At 57.5% G+C, this 21,611-nt stretch carries 24 protein-coding genes and 3 pseudogenes; 18 read left to right on the top strand and 9 right to left on the bottom strand.

The genetic code is table 11. The annotated features are described in order from the left end of the window. Positions 1-40: 40 nt before the first annotated feature. From GXP52_10520 to GXP52_10510, 3 genes are all read right to left on the bottom strand, one after another. Entirely contained in the window at positions 41-1,021 is a 981-nt protein-coding gene (locus GXP52_10520) for an ABC transporter permease (GenBank protein ID NOY87713.1), read from the bottom strand. After that, complete coding sequence (locus GXP52_10515) at positions 1,018-2,031, bottom strand: ABC transporter permease (GenBank protein ID NOY87712.1); 1,014 nt, start codon at positions 2,029-2,031, stop codon at positions 1,018-1,020. The genes GXP52_10520 and GXP52_10515 overlap by 4 nt, the downstream gene beginning before the upstream one ends. 96 nt (positions 2,032-2,127) lie before the next feature. Further along, positions 2,128-3,750: a peptide-binding protein gene (locus tag GXP52_10510; protein NOY87711.1), complete on the bottom strand. Its 1,623-nt coding sequence runs from the start codon at positions 3,748-3,750 to the stop codon at positions 2,128-2,130. 124 nt (positions 3,751-3,874) lie between these two features. Between GXP52_10510 and GXP52_10505 the strand changes: the two genes are divergently transcribed. The 11 genes and pseudogenes from GXP52_10505 to GXP52_10455 all read left to right on the top strand — a co-directional run bounded on the left by GXP52_10505 (position 3,875) and on the right by GXP52_10455 (position 10,931). Then, positions 3,875-4,501 carry a HEAT repeat domain-containing protein gene (locus GXP52_10505; GenBank protein ID NOY87710.1) on the top strand — a complete coding sequence of 209 codons (627 nt, stop codon included), beginning with the start codon at positions 3,875-3,877 and terminating at the stop codon, positions 4,499-4,501. A 292-nt stretch (positions 4,502-4,793) separates the two neighbouring features. Further along, on the top strand, positions 4,794-5,714 hold the full coding sequence (locus tag GXP52_10500; GenBank protein ID NOY87709.1) for a phosphoribosylaminoimidazolesuccinocarboxamide synthase: 921 nt from the start codon (positions 4,794-4,796) through the stop codon (positions 5,712-5,714). 31 nt (positions 5,715-5,745) lie between these two features. After that, positions 5,746-6,153 (top strand): SoxR reducing system RseC family protein, encoded by a 408-nt coding sequence (locus GXP52_10495; GenBank protein ID NOY87708.1) that lies wholly within the window; start codon positions 5,746-5,748, stop codon positions 6,151-6,153. A 15-nt stretch (positions 6,154-6,168) separates the two neighbouring features. Continuing rightward, positions 6,169-6,435, top strand: a complete 267-nt coding sequence (locus GXP52_10490; protein NOY87707.1) for a hypothetical protein — start codon at positions 6,169-6,171, stop codon at positions 6,433-6,435. Positions 6,436-6,444: 9 nt separating this feature from the next. Further along, entirely contained in the window at positions 6,445-7,416 is a 972-nt protein-coding gene (locus GXP52_10485; GenBank protein NOY87706.1) for an RluA family pseudouridine synthase, read from the top strand. Positions 7,417-7,532: 116 nt separating this feature from the next. Next, positions 7,533-7,766: pseudogene (locus tag GXP52_10480) on the top strand (hypothetical protein). An 81-nt stretch (positions 7,767-7,847) separates the two neighbouring features. Continuing rightward, positions 7,848-8,039, top strand: a pseudogene (locus GXP52_10475) (hyalin). Beyond that, positions 7,958-8,176, top strand: a pseudogene (locus GXP52_10470) (hypothetical protein). Before GXP52_10475 ends, GXP52_10470 begins: the two co-directional pseudogenes overlap by 82 nt. Positions 8,177-8,229: 53 nt before the next feature. After that, positions 8,230-8,745, top strand: coding sequence for a hypothetical protein (locus tag GXP52_10465; protein ID NOY87705.1), 516 nt, complete (start codon positions 8,230-8,232; stop codon positions 8,743-8,745). Further along, on the top strand, positions 8,727-9,662 hold the full coding sequence (gene pgeF / locus GXP52_10460) for a peptidoglycan editing factor PgeF (GenBank protein NOY87704.1): 936 nt from the start codon (positions 8,727-8,729) through the stop codon (positions 9,660-9,662). Before GXP52_10465 ends, pgeF begins: the two co-directional genes overlap by 19 nt. A gap of 57 nt (positions 9,663-9,719) precedes the next feature. Continuing rightward, positions 9,720-10,931: a hypothetical protein gene (locus GXP52_10455; GenBank protein ID NOY87703.1), complete on the top strand. Its 1,212-nt coding sequence runs from the start codon at positions 9,720-9,722 to the stop codon at positions 10,929-10,931. 33 nt (positions 10,932-10,964) lie between these two features. Here GXP52_10455 and GXP52_10450 read toward each other — a convergent pair whose 3' ends face one another. From GXP52_10450 to dksA, 5 genes are all read right to left on the bottom strand, one after another. Further along, positions 10,965-11,471, bottom strand: coding sequence for a Gx transporter family protein (locus tag GXP52_10450; GenBank protein NOY87702.1), 507 nt, complete (start codon positions 11,469-11,471; stop codon positions 10,965-10,967). Next, positions 11,455-11,865, bottom strand: a complete 411-nt coding sequence (locus tag GXP52_10445; protein ID NOY87701.1) for a hypothetical protein — start codon at positions 11,863-11,865, stop codon at positions 11,455-11,457. Before GXP52_10445 ends, GXP52_10450 begins: the two co-directional genes overlap by 17 nt. Continuing rightward, positions 11,852-12,931 (bottom strand): FAD:protein FMN transferase, encoded by a 1,080-nt coding sequence (locus GXP52_10440; GenBank protein ID NOY87700.1) that lies wholly within the window; start codon positions 12,929-12,931, stop codon positions 11,852-11,854. The genes GXP52_10445 and GXP52_10440 overlap by 14 nt, the downstream gene beginning before the upstream one ends. Continuing rightward, a complete protein-coding gene (locus tag GXP52_10435) occupies positions 12,921-13,280 on the bottom strand; it encodes a response regulator (protein NOY87699.1) in 360 nt (119 codons plus the stop codon). Before GXP52_10435 ends, GXP52_10440 begins: the two co-directional genes overlap by 11 nt. Positions 13,281-13,522: 242 nt before the next feature. After that, complete coding sequence (dksA, locus tag GXP52_10430) at positions 13,523-13,885, bottom strand: RNA polymerase-binding protein DksA (GenBank protein ID NOY87698.1); 363 nt, start codon at positions 13,883-13,885, stop codon at positions 13,523-13,525. 453 nt (positions 13,886-14,338) lie between these two features. Here dksA and GXP52_10425 point away from each other — a divergent pair, with 453 nt between their 5' ends. From GXP52_10425 to GXP52_10395, 7 genes are read left to right on the top strand one after another with little or no spacing between them, the layout of a single operon-like run. Further along, positions 14,339-14,791, top strand: a complete 453-nt coding sequence (locus GXP52_10425; protein NOY87697.1) for an MOSC domain-containing protein — start codon at positions 14,339-14,341, stop codon at positions 14,789-14,791. Further along, on the top strand, positions 14,781-15,275 hold the full coding sequence (locus tag GXP52_10420) for a MogA/MoaB family molybdenum cofactor biosynthesis protein (protein ID NOY87696.1): 495 nt from the start codon (positions 14,781-14,783) through the stop codon (positions 15,273-15,275). The genes GXP52_10425 and GXP52_10420 overlap by 11 nt, the downstream gene beginning before the upstream one ends. 49 nt (positions 15,276-15,324) lie before the next feature. Continuing rightward, entirely contained in the window at positions 15,325-15,963 is a 639-nt protein-coding gene (gene tmk, locus GXP52_10415; GenBank protein ID NOY87695.1) for a dTMP kinase, read from the top strand. Further along, positions 15,953-16,972, top strand: a complete 1,020-nt coding sequence (gene holB / locus GXP52_10410; GenBank protein ID NOY87694.1) for a DNA polymerase III subunit delta' — start codon at positions 15,953-15,955, stop codon at positions 16,970-16,972. The genes tmk and holB overlap by 11 nt, the downstream gene beginning before the upstream one ends. Further along, positions 16,973-17,821: a hypothetical protein gene (locus GXP52_10405; GenBank protein NOY87693.1), complete on the top strand. Its 849-nt coding sequence runs from the start codon at positions 16,973-16,975 to the stop codon at positions 17,819-17,821. Next, positions 17,818-19,773 (top strand): methionine--tRNA ligase, encoded by a 1,956-nt coding sequence (metG, locus tag GXP52_10400; protein ID NOY87692.1) that lies wholly within the window; start codon positions 17,818-17,820, stop codon positions 19,771-19,773. Before GXP52_10405 ends, metG begins: the two co-directional genes overlap by 4 nt. Next, positions 19,770-21,170, top strand: coding sequence for a YchF/TatD family DNA exonuclease (locus tag GXP52_10395; GenBank protein NOY87691.1), 1,401 nt, complete (start codon positions 19,770-19,772; stop codon positions 21,168-21,170). Before metG ends, GXP52_10395 begins: the two co-directional genes overlap by 4 nt. 60 nt (positions 21,171-21,230) lie before the next feature. On the opposite strand, the gene GXP52_10390 is transcribed toward GXP52_10395, so the two are convergent. Continuing rightward, positions 21,231-21,563 carry a peptide chain release factor-like protein gene (locus tag GXP52_10390; protein NOY87690.1) on the bottom strand — a complete coding sequence of 111 codons (333 nt, stop codon included), beginning with the start codon at positions 21,561-21,563 and terminating at the stop codon, positions 21,231-21,233. Positions 21,564-21,611 lie beyond the last annotated feature (48 nt).

The raw sequence follows: 21,611 nt of genomic DNA, 5'->3' as shown, positions 1-21,611 counted from the left end.
GAGAGGGAAAAACAGCTGGCTTGGTCAAGACCCCCAGCCCTTATTTCAGCCGCGGGTCCACCGCGTCACGCAGGCCCTCGCCTACGAGGTTGTAGGCCGTAACGGTGAGGAAAATAGCCGCACCGGGGAAGATGGTCAGCCACCAGGCAAAGTCGATGTATTGCTTGGACTGTGACAGGATCTCGCCCCAGGAAGGGGTTGGAGGCGGCACACCAAAGCCGAGATAGCTCAGGGATGATTCCACGAGGATCGCGCCGGCGATGCCGAAGGTCGCGGACACAAGGACGGGAGCAAGGGCGTTGGGGAGGATATGGTAGAATATGATACGCCCGTCGGAAGCGCCGATCGCCTTGGCCGCCGCCACGTAATCCATCTTCCTCTGTTTGAGAAACTCCCCCCTTACCAGCCGGGCCACCCCCGGCCACCCGGTTATCCCGATAATGACCATGATATTGTAGATACTCGGACGGAGGAAAGCGAGAACAGTGAGGATGAGGAAAAAGGTGGGGAAACACATCATGACCTCAATGGCCCGCGAAATAACGACATCCACTTTACCGCCGTAGTAGCCGGCCAATGCGCCCAGGATAACACCGATGAAAGCATAGATGGAGACGGCCACAAAACCGACGGAAAGGGAGACCCTGGATCCGTATATCATCCTTGAGAGGACATCCCTTCCACGGTCGTCGGTTCCAAGGAAGTGCTTCCCGTCCGGAGGCAGAAGGTTGGCCTCGAGATCGATGTTCGTGGGACTGTACGGAACGGGAGGAAATATCGCCCATCCCCTCCCTGAATCCTCAATCCCTTTCCAGTCCACGCCTTTGGGGTTGGAAAAAACAGGGATCCGGAGGTGGCCGTCCAGAGACGCCACCAGGGGCTTGTCTCCTGCCAGCAGGGGGGCCCCAAGAGCCACAGCGAAGAGGGCCAGGACAAAAATCAGGCCCACGATGGAAACCCTGTCTCTGGCGAATTGTTCCCAGACCAGCCTGTAGTAACTCCTTTTCGCGGCGCCTCTCATATCTCCGCCTCGTAGCTGATCCTTGGATCGGCCCACATGTAGAGGAGGTCGGACACAAGGATTCCCAATAGTGTGAGAACGGCTGAAATTGTGGCGATTGCAAGCACCACCGGGTAATCGCGGGAAAGGACAGCCTCGAAGCCCAGCTGTCCCATGCCGGGGATGGAAAAGATATTTTCGATGATCACGCTTCCACCGAACATCCCGGGAAGAAGGTATCCCAAGAGGGTTACGATGGGGATGATGGAGTTTCTGAAGGCGTGTTTGAAGACGACCAGCTTCTCGGGAAGGCCTTTCGCCCTGGCGGTCCGGATGTAATCCTGCCTGATTACCTCGAGCATGCCGGCGCGCTGATACCGCGAAAGAGCCGCCAGCCCGCCATAGGTGAGGCAGAATACGGGTAGGATGATGTGCCACAGGTGATCGAGGACCCGTGCCATGACAGAGGCGCCCGCCATCCCGGAGGATACGATCCCGTAGACGGGAAAAACATTCAGGAAATCCCCCCCTCCCAGGAACATGATGAGCAGGACCGCGACCCAGAAGTTGGGGAGTGAGTAGAGGATGAAGAGAACGATGGTGGTCACCCGGTCGCCGATACTTCCCTGGTGAACGGCGGAATAGACTCCCACGGGTATGGCAATGAGATAGACGAGGAAGATTGAGATAAGATTGAGTTCCACCGTAATGGGGAGCCTTTCCCATATCTTATCCATGACACGCCGGTGATCCTTGTAGGAATTCCCAAAATCGAGGGTCAGCACCCTCCGAAGCCAGATCACGTACCGCTGCCAGATGGGTTTGTCCAGACCGTAGAGCGCTCTGGTCTGTTCAACAATCTCGGTAGTCACCTTGTCACCGATGAACCCCTGTTCCCCTCCCATTCGCAGCTTCATGGCTGCCGGGTTGCCCGGGGCCAGTTGAATGACAAGGAACGTAATGAGGGTTATCCCCACGAACGTGGGGATAATCAGAAGGAGGCGACGTATGAGATATTCTCCAAGTGTCATAATTTGATAGGGTCCTAAAAAGCCCAACCATGACTTCTTACTAAGTCATCATATTACTAAGTCATCATATTTCAGCCGGCCTCACGCCCCCTCAGGCTATTTATACTTCTGGGCATCCGCAGGCACGTACCACTCGGTGGAATCGAGGCCCAGGGGATACACATTAACGTTTTTAAAGCGTTTGTCGAGCGCCACAAGGCTCTTGTTTACAAAGAGGAATGTGTAAGGCTGTTCCTCATGGAGGATCCGATGGAACCTTCTGTAATACCCGGCCCTGACGGATCGATCAAAAGTGGTACGGGCCTTTTCGATGATCTCATCGGCCTCCTTGTTGACAAACCCGATGAAGTTCGATCCCCTCTCCGCCTGTGAGGAGTGCCACACCTGGAAGGGGTCCGCCTCCACCGGAAGGCTCCATCCCATAATAACGGCGTCGAAGGTCCTGTCATCAAGTACTTTTGTAAAAAGCGCCCACTCCAGCGGCCTGATGGTCATATCGACACCGACCTTTGTCAGTTCCTCCTTCAGAACAGTGGCCATCTGCTCGGCAAATTGGCTTCCCGACACGATGGTGAATTCAAACCGGAAGGGTACCCCGTCCTTGTCTCTTATCCCGTCCCCGTCGGAATCCGTCCAGCCGGCCTCGTCCATGAGGGCTGCCGCCCTTTTCGGATCGTGGGGCCACGGTTTGATATTCTTGTCGTAATCCCGGCTCTCGTAGAAGAAGTTCCCGGTGACGATCTTCCCCAGCCCGTACCTTAGATTTTTAAGAATCGATTCCCTGTCCAGGACCATGGTCATCGCCCGCCTGACGCGTTTGTCGGAGAAAAACGGACGTCGGAGGTTCCATCCGATAAAGGAGTACCCGGGGAGATAGTACTGCAGTTTATTGAACCTCGCGGTGAATTTTCGTCCCCTGGTCTGCCTTGTCCATTGGATGGGTGTGAGTCCCATCAGGTCCATCTCCCCGCGCTTGAGGACCTGAAGAGCAACGGTCTCGTCGGTGATGATTTTGAACACGATCTTCTTCAGGTGGGGTTTCTCCCCCCAGTAGTTCTCGTTCCGGGAAAGGACGATCTCTTTCCCGGTATCCCACTTGACGAATTTATACGGACCGGACCCGATGGGACTGCGTCCGTGGGGATTGGTGTTGAAATCGCCCTTGACGAAGATGTGCTTTGGGATGATGCTCATTCCTCCGATCATCTCCAGGGACTTGAAGTAGGGTTTGGAAAAGGTAAACCTGACAGTCCTGCTGTCGAGTGCCCGGACCTTCTCGAGGTTGCGATAGTAGTTTCTCAGGTGGGGCGCGTCCACGGCGGGGTCCCTGACAACGTTGAAGGTGAAAACCACGTCATCGGTCGTCAAGGGCCTCCCGTCTCCCCACCTGAGCCCCTCCCTAAGGGTAAAGGTGTAGTTGAGATGATCCGGAGATGCCTCCCACGTCTCCGCCAGCAGGGGGACAAGTTCGAGGGTCCTGTTGTCCCTTTTAAGAAGGCTTTCGTATATATAGCCGTTGACCGTGCCCTCGTAGACGTCCGTGGCGGTTACCGGGTTCAGGGTTGCGGGCTCCGCCGGCATACGTCGGATGAGCCAGCCCCCATCTACCTGCGGGCCTCCGGGAATTTCCACAGCCCCAACGACACCCGGATAGCCCAGAAACAGGCACAGAAGGATCGGAACCAGATATACCGGATTTTTCCCGCGCAGCCTTGACACATTGACCTCCTTTGTTGAACAATTGTTGGAGATTCCGGTCTTGAGAAAACCTATTCTGTTGACTTTTCAACATCCATCGACAATTATTCACCAACAGTAAATTCCCTTCCCGGAGGAATATTCCATGTCCCTGGAAAAACGTAAGCAGGCCCTTGCCCAGGCCCTTCAGGACCCGGAAGAGCTGGTAAGGGCAACGGCGTCAAAGGCTCTGGACAGGGTGGAAGGCCTGGCCATGATCGGTGAAATCGCCGAGGCCGCCAGAAACGGCGCCGAACCCCACCGCATCAGAGCCATCCATTTCCTCGGTTACCTTAACACCCCGGAGTCAACGGACATCCTGTTGTCGCTTTTACACGACCCTCATTTCGACATTCGGGTGGCCACAATAAAAGCCCTTCAAAACACCCTTCCTGAAAAAGCCCTGAAGCCCCTGGCGGCCTGCCTTAACGATCCGGAACCATCCGTTTTACACGGCGCGCTGGAAACATTATCCCACTACCGGGACCGTAAGGTTACGGAATATATTCTGCCCCACCTGCTGAACGGCGATCCTGAAACGGCATGCTCGGCAGCCGAAGCCCTTGGGAGAAACGGGGATCCCAGGGCGGAATCGTATCTGGCCAAGGCCCTGGACAGCTCATCCGACCCCTTCCTCAGGGCCAAGGCGGCGGAGGCACTTGGAAACCTCCGTCCATCATCCTCCCACGGGGAGACCCGCCGGGACGGAACCGATGACACCTCGGAACGTTAGAGGACCAGGATGACACTTTTTCATACTGCGGCGACGTATTCGGGAGTATGGAGTAAGGGAGTATCGAAGTATCCCAGCCCCCGGATCCCGGACCCCAGACCCTATTATTTCACCACAGCGCAGCATTTCCAAGCTCATGAGCGAATGAAGAATATCACTTCTCCTTTTCACCGGCAACAGCGCTCTGCGTCCTGACACCCATTGGCGTTCCTCTCCCTCTCTGTCCTCCGATGCGTTGCAAACATCCCCCGATTCATGTATGTCATGGAAAATCCACAAGGGGACACAGAAAATGATCAATACGCAGGAACCGAAAAATTCCAACCCCATCACCATGACCGATTTTCCGGACCTGAAGCTGTTTTGCCGTGGGAAAGTCCGTGACGTCTACGACCTTGGGGAAAATCTTCTCCTCGTTGCCACGGACAGGATATCGGCATTCGACTGCATAATGCCCAACGGTATACCCGACAAGGGGCGAATCCTGACGGCAATGTCCCTGTTCTGGTTCGAATTCACCAGCGGGATAGTAAAAAATCATCTTGTGGCACACCAGGTCGAGGATTTCCCGAAATCTCTCCGGCCTTATTCGGATATCCTGCGGGGAAGGAGCCTCCTGGTAAAAAAATCCGACCCCTTTCCCATCGAATGCGTTGCGAGAGGCTACCTCGCCGGCGGAGGGTGGAAGGAATACCAGGAAACCGGGGCCATCAGCGGAATCCTCCTTCCACAGGGACTGAGGCAGGCCGAAAGGCTGCCTCACACCATCTTCACGCCCGCCACCAAGGCCGAATCGGGGCATGACGAAAACATCTCTTTCGAGGGGGTCTGCGAGAAGGTCGGCGATAAAGTGGGCAGACGCCTCCGTAACCTGACCATAGCCATATACGAAAAGGCTCGCTCATACGCGGGGGACCGCGGCATCATCATATCCGACACGAAATTCGAGTTCGGCCGCACGGAAGACGGGATCATCCTGATCGATGAGATCCTGACGCCGGATTCTTCACGGTTCTGGCCCACGGAAAGCTACCGGATCGGTATAAGCCCTCCGAGCTTCGACAAACAGTTTCTCAGGGATTACCTCGAGGGGCTGGACTGGGACAAAACTCCACCCGCGCCGGAGCTGCCTCCAGACATCGTCAGGAAAACCAGGGAGAAGTACCTGGAGGCATATCGCCTGCTCACCGGCAGGAAATTCATGGCGACTTGATTTTCTTGGATTTCTCCCATAGAGTTAGTTTATGTTGGAAGAAACGGCAAAAGTACTGGCGGTAACCGGGGGACGTGCCAGGGTTGCGCTTATCAGGACTGCCGCCTGCGGCGATTGCGGGGCAAAGAGCATGTGCCATCCCACGTCCGAGACCTCCATGGAAATGGAGGTCAACAACCCCGCCGACGCACAGCCCGGCCAGAAAGTGATCGTTTCCCTGCCGGCAGAGGCCCTGTTGAAAGCATCAGCCGCAGCCTATCTGCTGCCCGCGTCCCTCATGGTCGCGGGATCCGCCATCGGTTGGTATCTCCTCGGGACGGACATGGGGGCTGTCATAGGCGCCGTCAGCGGATTTGTGGGCGCGTCAATGCTGCTCCTTAAATTCAGCGCCGGCCGAAAGAGCAAATCGATGCCTTCCATTACAAAGGTCCTGGGATAAGGAGGGTTCCGAAAGATGAGCATGATCATCGATCGCAAGGACGCCGTTCGGCTCGCCCGGACCATCATGTCCGATATTGCTCTGTACAACAAGGAAGCAATCCAGAAGAGCATTAAAAACGACTCCCTGTTTGAGGACATGAAGGGTCAGTTGGAAGAGGGAAGACGGCTTTACGATTCCCGCGTAGTTCAGGACATGCCCCACCGCTGGGTCCCTTACAACCGGGCCATAGTTGACGTCCTCGTCAAGCAGTTCGGAAATATCGACTCGGACATCTGGTAAACCCTCCCCATGGGACGTTCGGAATATATCGTCCCGCCCGGGGAGTCTCGAACCCGTCTTGACGTTTTTCTCTCCAGAAACCTGCTCGAACTGACCCGTTCCCGTATCAAAAAACTCATCGAGGGCGGCCATATTCTGGTTGACGGCAGGATTACGAAGGCCGGCGCCCTTCTTTCAACCGGCAGTCTGGTGACCGTCGTCATACCCGAAGTCAGCGTCTCGGACGTGGAGCCTGAGGATATTCCCATCTCCATCCTTTTTGAGGACAGCCATCTCCTGGTCCTGGACAAGGCCCCTCACATGGTCGTCCACCCCTCCCACGGCCATCCCAACGGCACCCTCGTCAACGCGCTCCTCCATCACTGCGGGGACCTGTCGGGCATAGGCGGTGTTTCGAGGCCGGGGATCGTCCACAGGCTCGACAAAGGAACCTCGGGTGTAATGGTTGTCGCGAAGAATGATCCCGCGCATCAGTCTCTGGCCCGGCAGTTCAAGGAGCACACTATTCTTCGCACCTATCTCGCCGCCGTCAGGGGCATCATGGACGATGACGAGGGGATAATCGACAGGCCCCTGGGAAGACACGTAAGGGACAGGAAACGGATCGCCGTCAGGGAGGATGGCCGGGCCGCCGTGACAAAATATTTTGTCACGGCGCGTCGCGACGGGGTCAGCATGGTGGAGCTGAGACCCCGTACCGGGCGTACGCACCAGCTGAGGGTTCACCTCTCCTCCGTCGGCCATCCTATTCTGGGGGATCCGACATACGGCGGGGGCGTTGTGTCCCTTCATGTCAAGGATCCGCAATTCCGCGCCATCCTGCGGTCCCTCACCAGACCGGCCCTGCACGCGTTTCGCCTCGGGTTCGTACATCCCGTCAACGGAGGCGAAATGATCTTTGAATCCCCACCACCCGGGGATCTTGCCCCTCTGTTCGGGTGGATAAGGGGGGGAAACCTTGATGGACTCGCAAAACAGTGAAGCCCGGGCCTCTTCGGGAACCGATTCGGAATGGAAAAAACCCGCTGCCTATGATACCATCCGCGACGGCCGACACGTAAGATTTTCGTTGAAACAACATAAAATAGGAGATAATCATGAGAAAAACCAGCTTTATCCCGGCAGCGGCAGTTTCCATCTTCCTTGGCGTCGCGGTGCTTCTGACCGCCTGCGGTGGAGGCGGAACTTCAGGCACGGCGTCGATCTACCTCACGGGCAATGACGGCATCAATGGATACGAGCTGTGGAGCACCGACGGCTCCTCGGCGCAGATGGTCGCAGACATCAACACCACGTCCGGTGGGTCGTCGTGGCCGTCCTACCTCACGACCTATGACGGCAACCTGTACTTCGAAGCACACGACGGCACCAATGGGGTCGAGCTGTGGGCCTACGACGGCTCCTCGGCCTATATGGTCACCGACATCTACACCGGGGCAAGCGGATCGGCCCCTTCATACCTCACGACCTACGGCGGCAACCTGTACTTCAAAGCGGACGACGGCACCAATGGGGCTGAGCTGTGGACCTACGACGGCTCCTCGGCATATATGGTCACCGACATCTACACCGGGACCGGTGGATCGTACCCTTCATCCCTCGCGACCTACGGCGGCAAGACTTCAACGCCAACGACGACACCAATGGGGGCGAGCTGTGGACCTACGACGGCTCCTCGGCCTATATGGTCACCGACATCTACACCGGGACCGGTGGATCGTACCCTTCATACTTCACGACCTACGGCGGCAACCTGTATTTCAGAGCGAACGACGGCACCCATGGGTACGAGCTGTGGGCCTACGACGGCTCCTCGGCATATATGGTCACCGACATCAACACCGGGGTTGGTGGGTCGTATCCGGCGTATTTCGCGACCTACGACGGCAAGACTTCAACGCCAACGACGACACCAATGGGGGCGAGCTGTGGACCTACGACGGCTCCTCGGCCTATATGGTCACCGACATCTACACCGGGACAAGTGGATCGGCCCCTTCATACCTCACGACCTACAGCGGCAACCTGTACTTCGAAGCACACGACGGCACCCATGGGGCCGAGCTGTGGGCCTACAACGGCTCCTCGGCCTATATGGTCACCGACATCAACACCGGGTCCACAGGGTCGTGGCCGTCGGGGACAGCGTATTATCCCTACCGGTTTTTAGAGGTAAACGGCAAGCTGATATTCGGGGCCAACAACGGGACCGACCATTACCAGGCGTACGTCCTCGACGGGTCCACCGTGGAGATGCTGGGGGGAAGTCCGATCAACACAACGGGTGATTTTTGGCCTGTTCCCAACTGATCCGGGATCGGAACAAAGACCCGGGCACGGCGCCCTATCGCCCCCCTACCTCCTCCAGGCGCCTTGCCGGCATCCCGGCGACGAAGGCGTTGAATACACCGGTGGCCGGCGCCGCGACGCCGAGGAAAGGAAGAAGGCTAAACAGGTCCGGAGAGAGGGGGGAGACAAAATTGAGCCTGATTCAATCAGGACTCCTCGATGACGCGGGAATCCTACATGGGTTCGGCACCACGGAAATGGAGGGTGTTGAACTCCCATGCCCCATTTTTACCCTCCGGCAGGTTCATGGAAACCGCATCGTGGTCATTGCCGGGCAAACGGACCGGGCGCCTGGAACGATGGGTCCTGATCCTATTTCAAACTATGGGGTCGGGGCTAAACTGTCCCTTCGCGCTGTCCCGGAGCAACCTGATCGATTCACCGAGGGTGACGCCCTGATCTCCACGATGCCGGGGACATTCGTCGGCGTGCGGACAGCCGATTGTCTGCCTGTTCTGTTGGCCGACCCGCAATCAGGCATGGTGGCCGCTGTCCACTGCGGCTGGCGCGGCCTTGCCCTGGGGATCGCGGGCGAAACTGTCCGGATCATCACCTCCCTCTCCGGAAACCCTTCCTCAGAATTTCTGGCGGCCCTCGGGCCGGCTATCGGCCCGTGCTGCTACGAGGTCGGCCTGGAGGTCATGGAGGCTCTGGCGCCCCTGCCCGGGTCCCAATCGGCTTTTCTCAGGAGGGAAGAGCGGCTCTTTATGGACCTTGCCGCCTCGGTCCGCGCGCAGCTCCTGGCGGCAGGAATTCCCGGGGAGGGCATGGAGGTCCTCGGGAACTGTACATCCTGTGATGAAAGGAATTTCTTTTCCTTCCGGGCGCGGAAAGACGCAGGACGAATGATCTCCTTTATCGGCGCGACCTCGGGGTAATCGGACGCAGCAGCCGGCGCGTAAGATTTTCGCTGAAACAACAGAAAGGAGATAATCATGAGAAAGGCCAGCTTCATCCCGGCGGCGGTTTCCATCTTCCTTGGTGTCGCGGTGCTTCTAACCGCCTGCGGCGGGGGCGGAAGCGGAACTTCAGGCACGGAATCGATCTACCTCGCGGGCAATGACGGATCACATGGGTACGAGCTGTGGAGCACCGACGGCTCCTCGGCGCAGATGGCCACCGACATCTACACCGGGACAAGTGGATCGTCGCCGTCATACCTCACGACCTACGGCGGTAACCTGTACTTCCAAGCCAGCGACGGCTCACATGGGTACGAGCTGTGGGCCTACGACGGCTCCTCGGCACAGATGGTCACCGACATCTACACCGGGACAAGTGGATCGTCCCCGGTGTACCTCACGACCTACGGCGACAACCTGTACTTCCAAGCCAGCGACGGCTCACATGGGGCCGAGCTGTGGGCCTATGACGGCTCCTCGGCACAGATGGTCACCGACATCTACACCGGGTCCGCCGGGTCGTATCCGTCGTACCTCACGACCTACGGCGGTAACCTGTACTTCCAAGCCAGCGACGGCTCACATGGGTACGAGCTGTGGGCCTACGACGGCTCCTCGGCCTATATGGTCACCGACATCTTCCCCGGGCCCGACGGGTCGTATCCGTCGTACCTCACGATCTACAGCGGCAAGCTGTACTTCCAAGCATACAACAACCTTCATGGGGTCGCGCTGTGGGCCTACGACGACTCCTCGGCCTATATGACCAACATCACTGAGGGCTCCTCCTGGCCGTCGTACCTCACGACCTACGGCGGTAATCTGTACTTCCAAGCCATCGACAGTTCACATGGGTACGAGCTGTGGACCTACGACGGCTCCTCGGCCTATATGGTCACCGACATCTTCCCCGGACCAAGCCCAAGCGACTCGGCTCCGCTGTACCTCACGGCCTACAACGGCAATCTGTACTTCAGAGCGTACGACGGTTCACATGGGGCCGAGCTGTGGGCCTACGACGGCTCCTCAGCCTATATGGTCACCGACATCAACCCCGGGTCCGGGTCGTCGGGGCCGTCGGGGACGAACTATTATCCCTACCGGTTTTTAGAGGTAAACGGCAAGCTGATATTCGGGGCCGACAACGGAACCGACCATTACCAGGCGTACGTCCTCGACGGCTCCACCGTGGAGATGCTGGGGGGAAGTCCGATCAACACATCGGGCGATTTCTGGTCTCAGTGATCCGGGATCGGAACAAAGACCCGGGCGCTCGCCCTACCGCCCCCCTACCTCCTCCAGGCGCCTTGCCAGTATCCCGGCGACGAAGGCGTTGAATACACCGGTGGCCAGCGCCGCGACGCCGAGGAAGGGAAGAAGGTTAAACAGGTCCGGGGACCGGACGTAGAGAAAAGACGCCACGGCGAGCTGGGCCACGACATGGGCGAATGCCCCGGCTGTGCTCACACCGTAAAGGCTGAAGCGCCCTGGCTGAAGCGCCAGGGGTACCATGACGGCCAAGCCGGCCGCGCCCCCGGCCGCCGACAGCACCGCGGTGGGTGACAGGAGCCCGCCCCACACCAGGGAGACCAGGGCCACCCTCCCCGCGGTCACCCATATCCCTCCCCTGATCCCCACCATGACGAAGGCGGCGAGGGTCATGATATTCCCCAGGCCCAGCCGGACCATGGGCGCCGGGTTGGGCAGTAATCTCTCCATGCTCGAGAGGACGAAAGCGGCCGACACGAGGAGCGCCAGCGTGGTGATCCTACCTGGAGACCGCATCGACAGCGACCTCCCCGATTACCCTGATGGATATCTGGTTGGGAAGGCACAGGATAACGTCTCCCGGCTTTTTAACGGGCCCCATGGCTTCGCCGATTTTAAGGGGACAGGGGGAATTTTCCAGCCTGGCCTTTCGGCCGCTGATGATGAGCTTTGCGTCCCCGAGGGGCCCTGTCAACGTATGGACACCATCTTCCAGCAGGCTGTAGACGGCTACACCGGTCCGGGTCCTGACCTCGAGGGTCGTCCCCTCCCCGGTTTCGCCGCGGATCACACCGGGAATCGTGAAGACCAGAACAAAGAGCACCAGAAAAAGGGCGATATCCCAAGGGGTGGGCCGCCGGACGAGTTCTTCGATACCCTTTTCTTCTCCTTTTTTATTAACGCTTCTCAAACCTCACCACCGACCCGGTACCGGATGTCTTCAATATCCTGCCTCCCCCGGCGATCAGTACCCCCTCAACGTCGGGCATCCTTTCCAGGAGATCCAAACCCTTCTCCGGCCCCAGAACGAAGGCCGCCGTGGCCAGGGCATCAGCCAGAACACAGTCGGAGGTAATTACCGTTGTACTCCTCAGCCCGGACCGTGCCGGACGACCTGTTTTTGGATCGAGTATATGGTGATAACGGACGCCGTCCACTGTAAAATACCTCTCGTAATCGCCCGAGGTAGCTACCGATCCATCCACAAGATCCAGGACACCTGCCATCCCCTGGGGTTTATCGGGATCCTGGATTCCTATGCGCCATGTTTTTCTTCCCGGCCTTTTTCCAAAAGCCCTGAGATCGCCCCCCGCATTAACGATACCGGCCTTGACCCCTTCTTTCTCCAGGACATGTACTGCCGCGTCGACAGCGTAGCCCTTGGCCACCCCGCCCAGGTCGATCCAGACCGGACCTGTGGAGGCTGCCTCCCCGCCACTGCCCATTTTCAGGCGGGCATATCCGACGGTTTTCATGGCGGCATCCAGTTCCGCGGGGGAAGGGATCCCCGGGTTATCGCCATCGAAACCCCATAATCGAATCACCTTCCCCATTGTCGGGTCAAACGCCCCCGAACTTCGGCGGGCCGTATCAAGGGCGACCTGCAGGATCCTTCTCAGGTCTTCGGGGAGATTCACCTTCTTCCCCTCCCGGAGGAGGGCCAGGGGGGAGGTGTCGGAGTGAGGGCCGGCCAGAGCCTCGATATCGGTCATCCGCTTAAAGGCATGGCCGACGCTTTTCCTGACACGCGGGGTGTCCGGGTAGGCGACGATCTCGACCAGTGTACCCATGAGGAACCTGGTCTCCCGGAAAGGCTTCGGGCTGCCGCAGCTTTGAAGGATCGGGACCAGCGCAAGGAGCGCAAGGAGGATAACGACTTTAGTGGAAAAAAGCCGCCTGGAAATATTCCCTCCGCCGACTTTGATAGGATCGTAAAAAGTGCATTGATGACTTTTTGCAAAGTCATCAACTTTCATGACGCAGAAGGTCCCTGATGGTGTTTTTCAGCTCATCCAGGTTGGCCGTTTTTACCACGAAGGCGTCAGCTGCCCACACGTCGAAATTCTGACGGTAATCCCCGTATGCCGTGGAAATAACGATGGGGATCTCCCTGTCCATGCCACGGATACGCTGCAGGACCTCGATGCCGTCCATGTCGGGCATCCGGATATCCAGGGCAACCAGGTCAGGCTTATCTTTCACAAGCCTTTCCACAGCCTCCTGACCGTCAGAGGCGAGAAGAACATTGTACCCATCCTCCTCCAGCTCCTCCTTGTAAAGGAGGCGGATATCCTCCTCATCATCAACAACCAGGATGGTTCTCATCATCGCTCCTCGAAATTTACCGTGGGATTTATCACTCTGATCACCACTCGTCAACCGGTGGTGTCAAAGCGAAAGTTACTCCCTCGCCGGGCCTGTTGTCCACATGGATTTCCCCGCCATGGGAAGAAAAGGCATGCACTCTGCGGTGTCCCGTCAGAAATCGAGGGCCAAGGTACTTTTTATGAGGTTGGCAAAGGTTAAACAAGGGGTACCTTAAGGTGGGTCCACCTGAACTTCCGATCCTACTTCTGGATGATTTTCTCCTCTTCCTCCTGAAGCGTCTTGCAGTGGATACAGAGGGTGGCTACCGGACGGGCTTCAAGTCTCTTGATCTCGATGTCTTCGCCGCATTCTTCGCAAATCCCGAAAGTGCCGTCTTTAATACGCTCCTCGGCCTTGTCGATCTTGCTGATGAGCTTCCTTTCCCGATCGCGGATTCTAAGGAGAAAATTACGGTTGGTTTCCATGGAGGCCCGATCGGTGGGATCGGGGAACGTCGTCTTCTGCTCATGCATTCCGTCCACGGTTTTCGTAGCCCCGAGGACAAGCTCTTCCTTCCATGCTTTGAGCTTCTTTTCGAAATACTTGATCTGTCTTTTGTCCATTTTCCCCGTCCGTCCAAGTGGTTTACATGGCTGGAAATTTGAACGTACCTTAGATACTCTATATTAGACCATACTGTCCAGCAAATTTTACCCTCTCTCCCCTCTTTTAGCAACCACCGGTGGCGGCTTCCTTCAGGCCGGAGGAGTCCAGTGTCCAGAGTCCAGTGTCCAGAGTCTCAGATACTTCGACCTGTCACGCCGGCCTGTCACGTCGTAGTTTAGGGAACGAAGACGGAAACCTTGGCGAAGGCAAATACGCCCATACTCCTTTACACCCTTACTCCCATGCACGTCCCGTCAGGGACGTTCCAGGAGCAGGGTCTGTGGCCTCGGTGTCAGAAACCGGGGTCGGGATACGGGAAAGTTCCTTAGCTTGAATCAATGCGGCATTTGAGGTATGTTTCTTAGTTCTTTGAAGCGCCATTATTCCTGACCCTGAATTGTGAGGGAGGCATGAAGATAGTCGCGGTTTCCATTAGTGACAGTAAAGGCGTGCGCAAGGAAAATGTCCCGTCGGCGCTCCTGATACCTGAACACGGCATCGAGAACGACGCCCACGCCGGAAAATGGCATCGGCAGGTCAGCCTCCTTGCCATGGAAAGTATAGACAAGATGACCAGGAAGGGGCTTGCGGTCGGGCCTGGGGATTTCGCGGAAAATCTCACCACCGAGGGCCTCGAATTGACCTCCCTGCCCGTGGGACAGTGGCTCAGGCTTGGGAGCGAGTCTCTCGTCGAGGTGACCCAGATCGGCAAGATATGCCACAACCACTGCGCCATCTATTACCAGGCGGGTGACTGTGTCATGCCGAGGGAAGGGATATTCGTCAGGGTTCTGGAGGGCGGCCTAATAAAACCCGGTGATGCCATCACTCTCGTGGACGGCGGAAAAACAGATGCTCATTAAGGGTGGCGTCATGACCCTGAGCGACAGGTCATCAAGGGGGGAATACGAGGACCTGAGCGGACCAGCCATAATCGAAGGCCTTTCATCCCTGGGTATCAGCTGGATAAAATCGGAGGTATTGCCCGATGAGGAAAGCCTCATCGCCGCAGCGCTGAAAGACTGGTCCGATGAGGCCGGACTGGATCTGATCCTTACCACCGGAGGTACAGGACCGGCCCCCCGGGATCGGACGCCCGAGGCAACCCGGGCTGTGCTGGACTTCGAGATCCCCGGTATACCGGAGTCGTTGCGGGCAGCCGCCAGAGACCGGGTGCCGACTGCCTGCCTCACTCGGGGGATTGCCGGGGTTCGCGGGAAGACGGTTATCATCAATCTGCCCGGAAGCCCCAAGGCAGTCCGGGAGAGCACGGCTGTTCTGCTCCCATTTCTCGTCCATCTGATCGAGAAGGTCAAAGGAGACCCATCGGAATGCGGCTCACCGTAACGAAAAGGCTTGAATCGGGGAACCGGTGAAACGGAGATCCATGAGAGGGATTTTTATCACTTTTGAAGGGATAGAGGGGTCGGGAAAATCCACCCTTGTGTCACAGCTGGCCCTCCTCCTCAAGGATATAGGCATAGACCCCCTGATTACCAGGGAACCCGGCGGTACTGTCCTCGGAAGGGAATTAAGAGCGATCCTGCTGAACCCCGCGGGGGCGCACATTCAACCTTTGAGCGAACTTTTCCTTTACGCGGCGGACAGGGCACAGCACGTACGGGAGGTGATAAGACCGGCCCTCGACAGGGGAAGGACTGTTCTTTGTGACCGTTTCTCGGATGCTACCGCGGCCTATCAGGGCTACGGCAGGGGAATACCACAGGAGACGATACGTTCCGCGGACGCCCTCGCCCGGGAAGGGCTGGTTCCGGATCTGACCGTCCTTCTTGACCTCCCGCCGGAGGAAGGGCTGGGGCGGGCGAAATCCCGCAACGCACGGGAGGCCGCGGGCGCGGAAACCAGGATGGACGATGAGCAGCCTGAATTTCACGGGAAAATCCGTGAAGGATACCTGGATCTGGCTGGACAGGAGCCGGACAGGTTCCTGGTATTGGACGCATCAAACCGCCCGGAGGACCTGGCATCGCGGGTCCTCGCGGAATTCAGGGAAAGGTTTCCCAATGCTCTTTGACGAAATCCAAGGCCAGGAAAGCGCCGTTCGAATCCTGGTTCGCGCCTTGGAAAGCGGCCGTGTGCCCACAACATTCCTTTTCACGGGCCCATCCGGCTGCGGCCGCATGGGAACTGCCGTGGCATTGGCCGCCTCATTTAACTGTGAAAACGGCGCTCCGGCGTGCGGGTCCTGTTCCTCCTGCCGGCACCACCTGTCCAACTCCTATCCTGACCTCTTAATCGTGCGGCCCCCTGCGGGGAAAAGGATAATTGTTATCGAACAGATCCGCGACCTCATCGAGAGGGCTTACCTCATGCCGTTAATGGGAACAACTTCCACATTCATCATTGACGGCGCCCACCAGATGAACCCCAACGCCGCCAATGCGCTCTTAAAAACCCTCGAGGAGCCGCCGGCCACATCGCGATTTGTCCTTATAGCGCCGGACAAGGACTCGGTGCTGCCGACTGTTTCATCCCGCTGCCGGGTCCTGGCCTTCCGCCCCTTGAGCCGCCCCGTAATGGAGACCCTGTTGGAGGCTGAAGGCATCGATAAAAAACGCGCGGCGCTTCTGGCATCCATGGCCAGGGGGAGCATGGCGAGAGGACTGGAATACCACCGGGAGAAGATACCGGAAAGGATGGCGGAGGAGTTCGAGCCTCTATCCTCTCTGCATGAAGCCGGACCGGCTCAACTTCTTGACCTTGCAAAACGCTGGGGGAAGAACCGAACGGAGGCGTTAAAGGTCATGGAGTTCATGGCCCAGTGGTACAGGGACATGCTCATCCTGTCGGAGGGGGCCCCGAAGAACCAGTTGATCCACAGCTCCCAAATGGCGACCCTGAGTTTCCGCGCCGACGAACTGGGGGGTGGACCGCTTTCCATGGCCCTCGAATCCATTGAGGATGCGAGGGAGGATCTTGAGAACAACACCAACGTAGAACTGACCATGGACAACCTGCTTCTCAGATTAAGAAAGTACGGACAGGCAGGCCGGAATATTACACTGAGCGGAGAGGTTTTTTAGATGGATGAGGACATCAGCAAAAACGGCAATGATATGCCGGACGCCCAGCCGCCCCCCGGGAAGGTGCGGGTATTTATCAGGAGCCAGAACAGGGAGTCCCTCTTCAATACCCGTGATCACACTCTTTGCCCCGGAGACGAGGTCGTGGTCCAGACCAGGCAGGGAAACGCCCTGGGGGTGGTTCGAACCCCACCGGCTGAAATACACTGCGCCGGCTGCGGGAGTTACAACATCCTGAGAAAGGCTGATCCTGAAGAGATACGATGCGACAGGGAAAATCGCGTTCTGGAAAAATCCGCTTACAAGGCATGCCGGGAGATCATTGCCGACTGGGAAATACCGATGCGGCTGGTCAAGACCGAGTACCTCCTGGACCGGTCCAAAGCTGTCTTTTTCTTCACGGCCGAAAAGCGTGTCGACTTTCGCGAACTGGTCCGGGTACTGGCCAAAAGACTGCAGATCCGCATTGAGATGCGGCAGATCGGCATACGTGATGAGGCCAAGGTCCTTGGAGGGATGGGGCCGTGCGGGATGGCATTCTGCTGCAGCACCTTCCTCAGGGAGTTCGCGCCGATTTCCGTAAAAATGGCCAAGGAACAGAACGTTATTCTCAATCCCACCAAGATCTCCGGAGGATGCGGCCGACTCCTGTGCTGTCTTCATTACGAGTACGAGCAATATCAGGAAGCGACAAGCGGTCTCCCGAAGGCGGGAAAAAAGGTAAAACTACCCGAGGGGACGGGCAAAGTGAGAACCTACGATTTTTTTTCCGGAACCGTTACCATTGACATTCCGAACCATGGCCCCTTGACCATGAGCATCGATGATCTGAGAGAACAGCTGAAATGAGCAATGAAACTTTCTACATCACCACTCCCATCTATTATGTCAACGATGTTCCACATCTTGGCCACGTTTACACCACGGTGGCGGCGGACGTGGCTTCCCGTTTCATGCGTTCCACCGGCAAGTCGGTCATGTTCCTGACGGGGATCGACGAGCACGGCCAGAAGGTGGAGCAGGCCGCCCATGATCGTGGGCTCTCTCCCCAGGAACATTGCGACGAAATGGTCGTCCGTTTTCAGAGGCTCTGGCGGCGCTTTAATATCTCCAACGACGATTTCATCAGGACCACCGAAGAGCGTCACAAGGCGATCGTTCAGCATTTTCTTCAGGTGTTGTACGACAGGGGAGACATTTACCGGAGTACCTACAACGGATGGTACTGCGTTCCGGATGAGCGGTTCTGGACGGAAAAGGATCTTACGGACGGAAAATGCCCCGACTGCGGCCGGAAGGTCGTCCAGATAAAGGAGAGCAACTACTTCTTTCGGATGGGTAGATATCAGGACTGGCTTACCGGGCATATCAAGGCCGACCCGGGTTTTATACAGCCTGAGACCAGGCGAAACGAGATGCTCGGATTTCTCAGAAAGCCCCTTGGCGATCTGTGTATCAGCCGTCCGAAGAGCAGGCTCCACTGGGGTGTGGAGGTTCCGTTCGACCACGAATATGTCACCTACGTTTGGTTTGACGCTCTCATCAACTACGTCACGGGCGCGGGATATAATGTCGACGAGGATCGGTTCACCGTGCTCTGGGAGAACTCCACCCATCTGATCGGCAAGGACATATTGACTACCCATACGATTTACTGGCCCACAATGCTTCATGGAATCGGGCTGCCGCCGCCCCACAGGGTGTTCGCCCACGGGTGGTGGACCGTAGAGGGTCAGAAGATGTCCAAATCCATGGGAAACGTGGTTGAGCCGCACCTTCTCCTTGATATGTATGGCGCAGACAGCATACGATATTTCATCCTCAGGGAGGTGCCGTTCGGCCTGGACGGCGATTTCTCTCATTCGGCCCTGGTTGGAAGGATCAATTCCGACCTTGCCAACGACCTGGGCAACCTTCTCCAGCGTTCCCTCGGGATGTTGGAAAAATACAGAAAAGGGATCATCCCCGCGCCGAAAGACGGCAAAAACAGGGGCGATCCTGAAAAAGCCCTGGCCTCCCACGCATCCCGGACACTGAAGGATCTTTCGGCTCATATGGAGAGCCTGACCTTCGATCGGGCTCTGAAATCGATCTGGGATCTGATTGGAGCGGCCAATAAGTACATCAATTCCGCCGCTCCCTGGGCACTGGCAAAGGAGGGAGACGACGGGAAGCTAGATACCGTTCTGTTCACCATCTTCGAGGCCATTCGTCAGGTGGCCGTAATGGTCTCTCCTTTCATGCCGGAAACCGGGGAAAAGATGTTCCGCCAGTTGGGGATCGCCGACAGGCATGAGCTAAAGACCATCGTGTCGCTGAACCGGTGGGGGGGACTCCCCGGAGGAACAAGAACATTCCGGGGGCCGGCGCTGTTCCCCCGCATCGAGGAGACCCCTGATATCCCCGCTGGGACCCCGACGGAGAAAAATGAATCGGTAGAAGCGGAGATATCGAAAGGAGTGAAGCCCACCATGGATGACAACATTATCACCATTGATGATTTCGCAAAGGTCCAACTGGTAACCGGAACGGTCCTCGAGGCTGAAAACGTACCTAAATCCAAGAAACTTATCCGGCTCCAGGTTGATACCGGCGAGAAGAGACAGATCGTCGCGGGCATTGCCGAGCACTACACCCCTGAAGAGCTGGTGGGAAAGAACATCGCCGTCGTGGCCAACCTCAAACCTGTCAGGCTGATGGGTGTCGAGTCGCGCGGCATGCTCCTGGCGGCGTCGGACGAAGACGGAATCCACCTTTTTACCTTCGATGGAGAGGTCAAACCGGGAACACGCATCAAGTGACGAAAGCACACCTCATAGATTCCCACGCACATCTCGAGATGAAACCCTTTCGCGGGGACCTTGAGAGTGTCCTGGAAAGGGCACACGGCGCCGGCGTAGTTCACATCATCATTGTGGGTTCCACCGTCGCCGAAAGCCGAAGGGCCTTCAAACTGGCCGAACACTATTCGGAGATATCCGCAGTCGTCGGCATTCACCCTCACGACGCCCTGGATGCCGACGATGAGGCGATGATGGAACTTTCCAAAATCGCACACAGGGGACAAGTCGTGGGAATTGGGGAAACCGGCCTGGATTTCTTCCGTGACCGGGCCCCCCGCAATCTGCAGGAAGACGCTTTCCGAAAACACCTGGACATGGCAAAAGAGGTGGATCTCCCTGTGGTCATTCACATCCGGGACGCCTACCGGCGATCCAGGGAGATTCTCATGGAGGAGGGCCTGCCGCCGAAAGGCGGGGTCATACACTGTTTTTCGGGAACGGCCGAGGATGCCGCAGCTTACCTGGAACTGGGCCTTCACCTGTCCTTTACGGGAACCATCACCTTCCCCTCCAGGCGCAGCCGGGAATGGGCCGAAGAGATCCTCACCCTGGTCCCCCTGGAGAAAATCTTTGTGGAGACCGATTCGCCCTACCTGCCGCCCCATCCATACCGGGGGAAGAGAAACGAGCCTGCCAATGTCGCCCTTGTTGCCGAAAAGATCGCTGAGGTCAAGGGCCTTACGCTGGACGATGTGGCCCGCATCACCACCCGAAACGCCGTCCGGTTTTTCGACCTGCCGGTTACCCTGCCGGGTTCCCGCTTCGCCTATACCATCCGCGATTCGGTTTATCTGAATATCACCGGAAAATGTACAAGCGCCTGCATCTTTTGCCGTAGAAGCACGGACCCCATCGTGAAAGGCCATGACCTGATGCTTGAGTCCGACCCGTCTGTCGGAGAGATGCTCGCCGCTCTCGAGGACAGGAACTGGGCGGAACGATCGGAGGTGGTTTTCTGCGGTTACGGGGAACCGACCATTCGACTGGATGAAATGCGTGAGGTTGCCCGGCGTATCAGGCAGGAGGGAGCCCGGCACATTCGTCTGAACACAAACGGTCTCGGCAGCCTCTATCATGGCCGCGATATCACCCCGGACATATCGAGGATGGTGGATGAGGTCTCCGTCAGCCTCAACGCCCAGGACGCCGGTACGTTTGAACGTCTGTGCCGGCCGGGCTTCGGCGGGGGGTCCTATGAGGCGGTGAAGGATTTTGCCCGATCATGCCTCGCTGCCGGCATGGATGTTGTCCTAACGGTGGTTGACCATCCCGATGTGGATATCGATGCATGCAGGGCTATCGCCGTGGAGATGGGGGCGAGGTTCCGGGTAAGGTCCCTGAATGAATTAGGGTGATCAGTCCTCAGGCATATTGTGTCCAATCTTGATAGGGCCGTAAAAAGTCCATCAATGGCTTTATGTGAAGTCATCAACCTTTTTCCTGGATCTTTTCAACCGGCTGTTTTTCCGTTTTGCCTCAATTTCCCTGGCCCTGATCCCGGCAGCCTTCCTGGTGGGAACCCGGGGCTTGCGGCGTTTTGCCCTATCCTCCAGCTTGCGGGCAAGACGCTCGAGGGCATCCAGAAGGTTCCGGTGCTGGGAACGATGAGACTGTCCAATAACGATGATCCCCGTGGGGAGATGCTTGAGCCTTACCGCCGACTCGGTGACGTTCCTGTGCTGTCCCCCAGGCCCGCTGGATTTGAACGCCTTGATATCACACTCTTTCTTCAGTTTCTCCAGTTCCATGGGGAAACTATAGCACACCGCCATATTTTGCTCTGACACCAATTTTGC

It is taken from the genome of Deltaproteobacteria bacterium, from assembly GCA_013151915.1.
Taxonomy (GTDB): Bacteria; BMS3Abin14; BMS3Abin14; order BMS3Abin14; family BMS3Abin14; genus BMS3ABIN14.
This window is presented reverse-complemented; position numbering and strand designations above follow the sequence as displayed.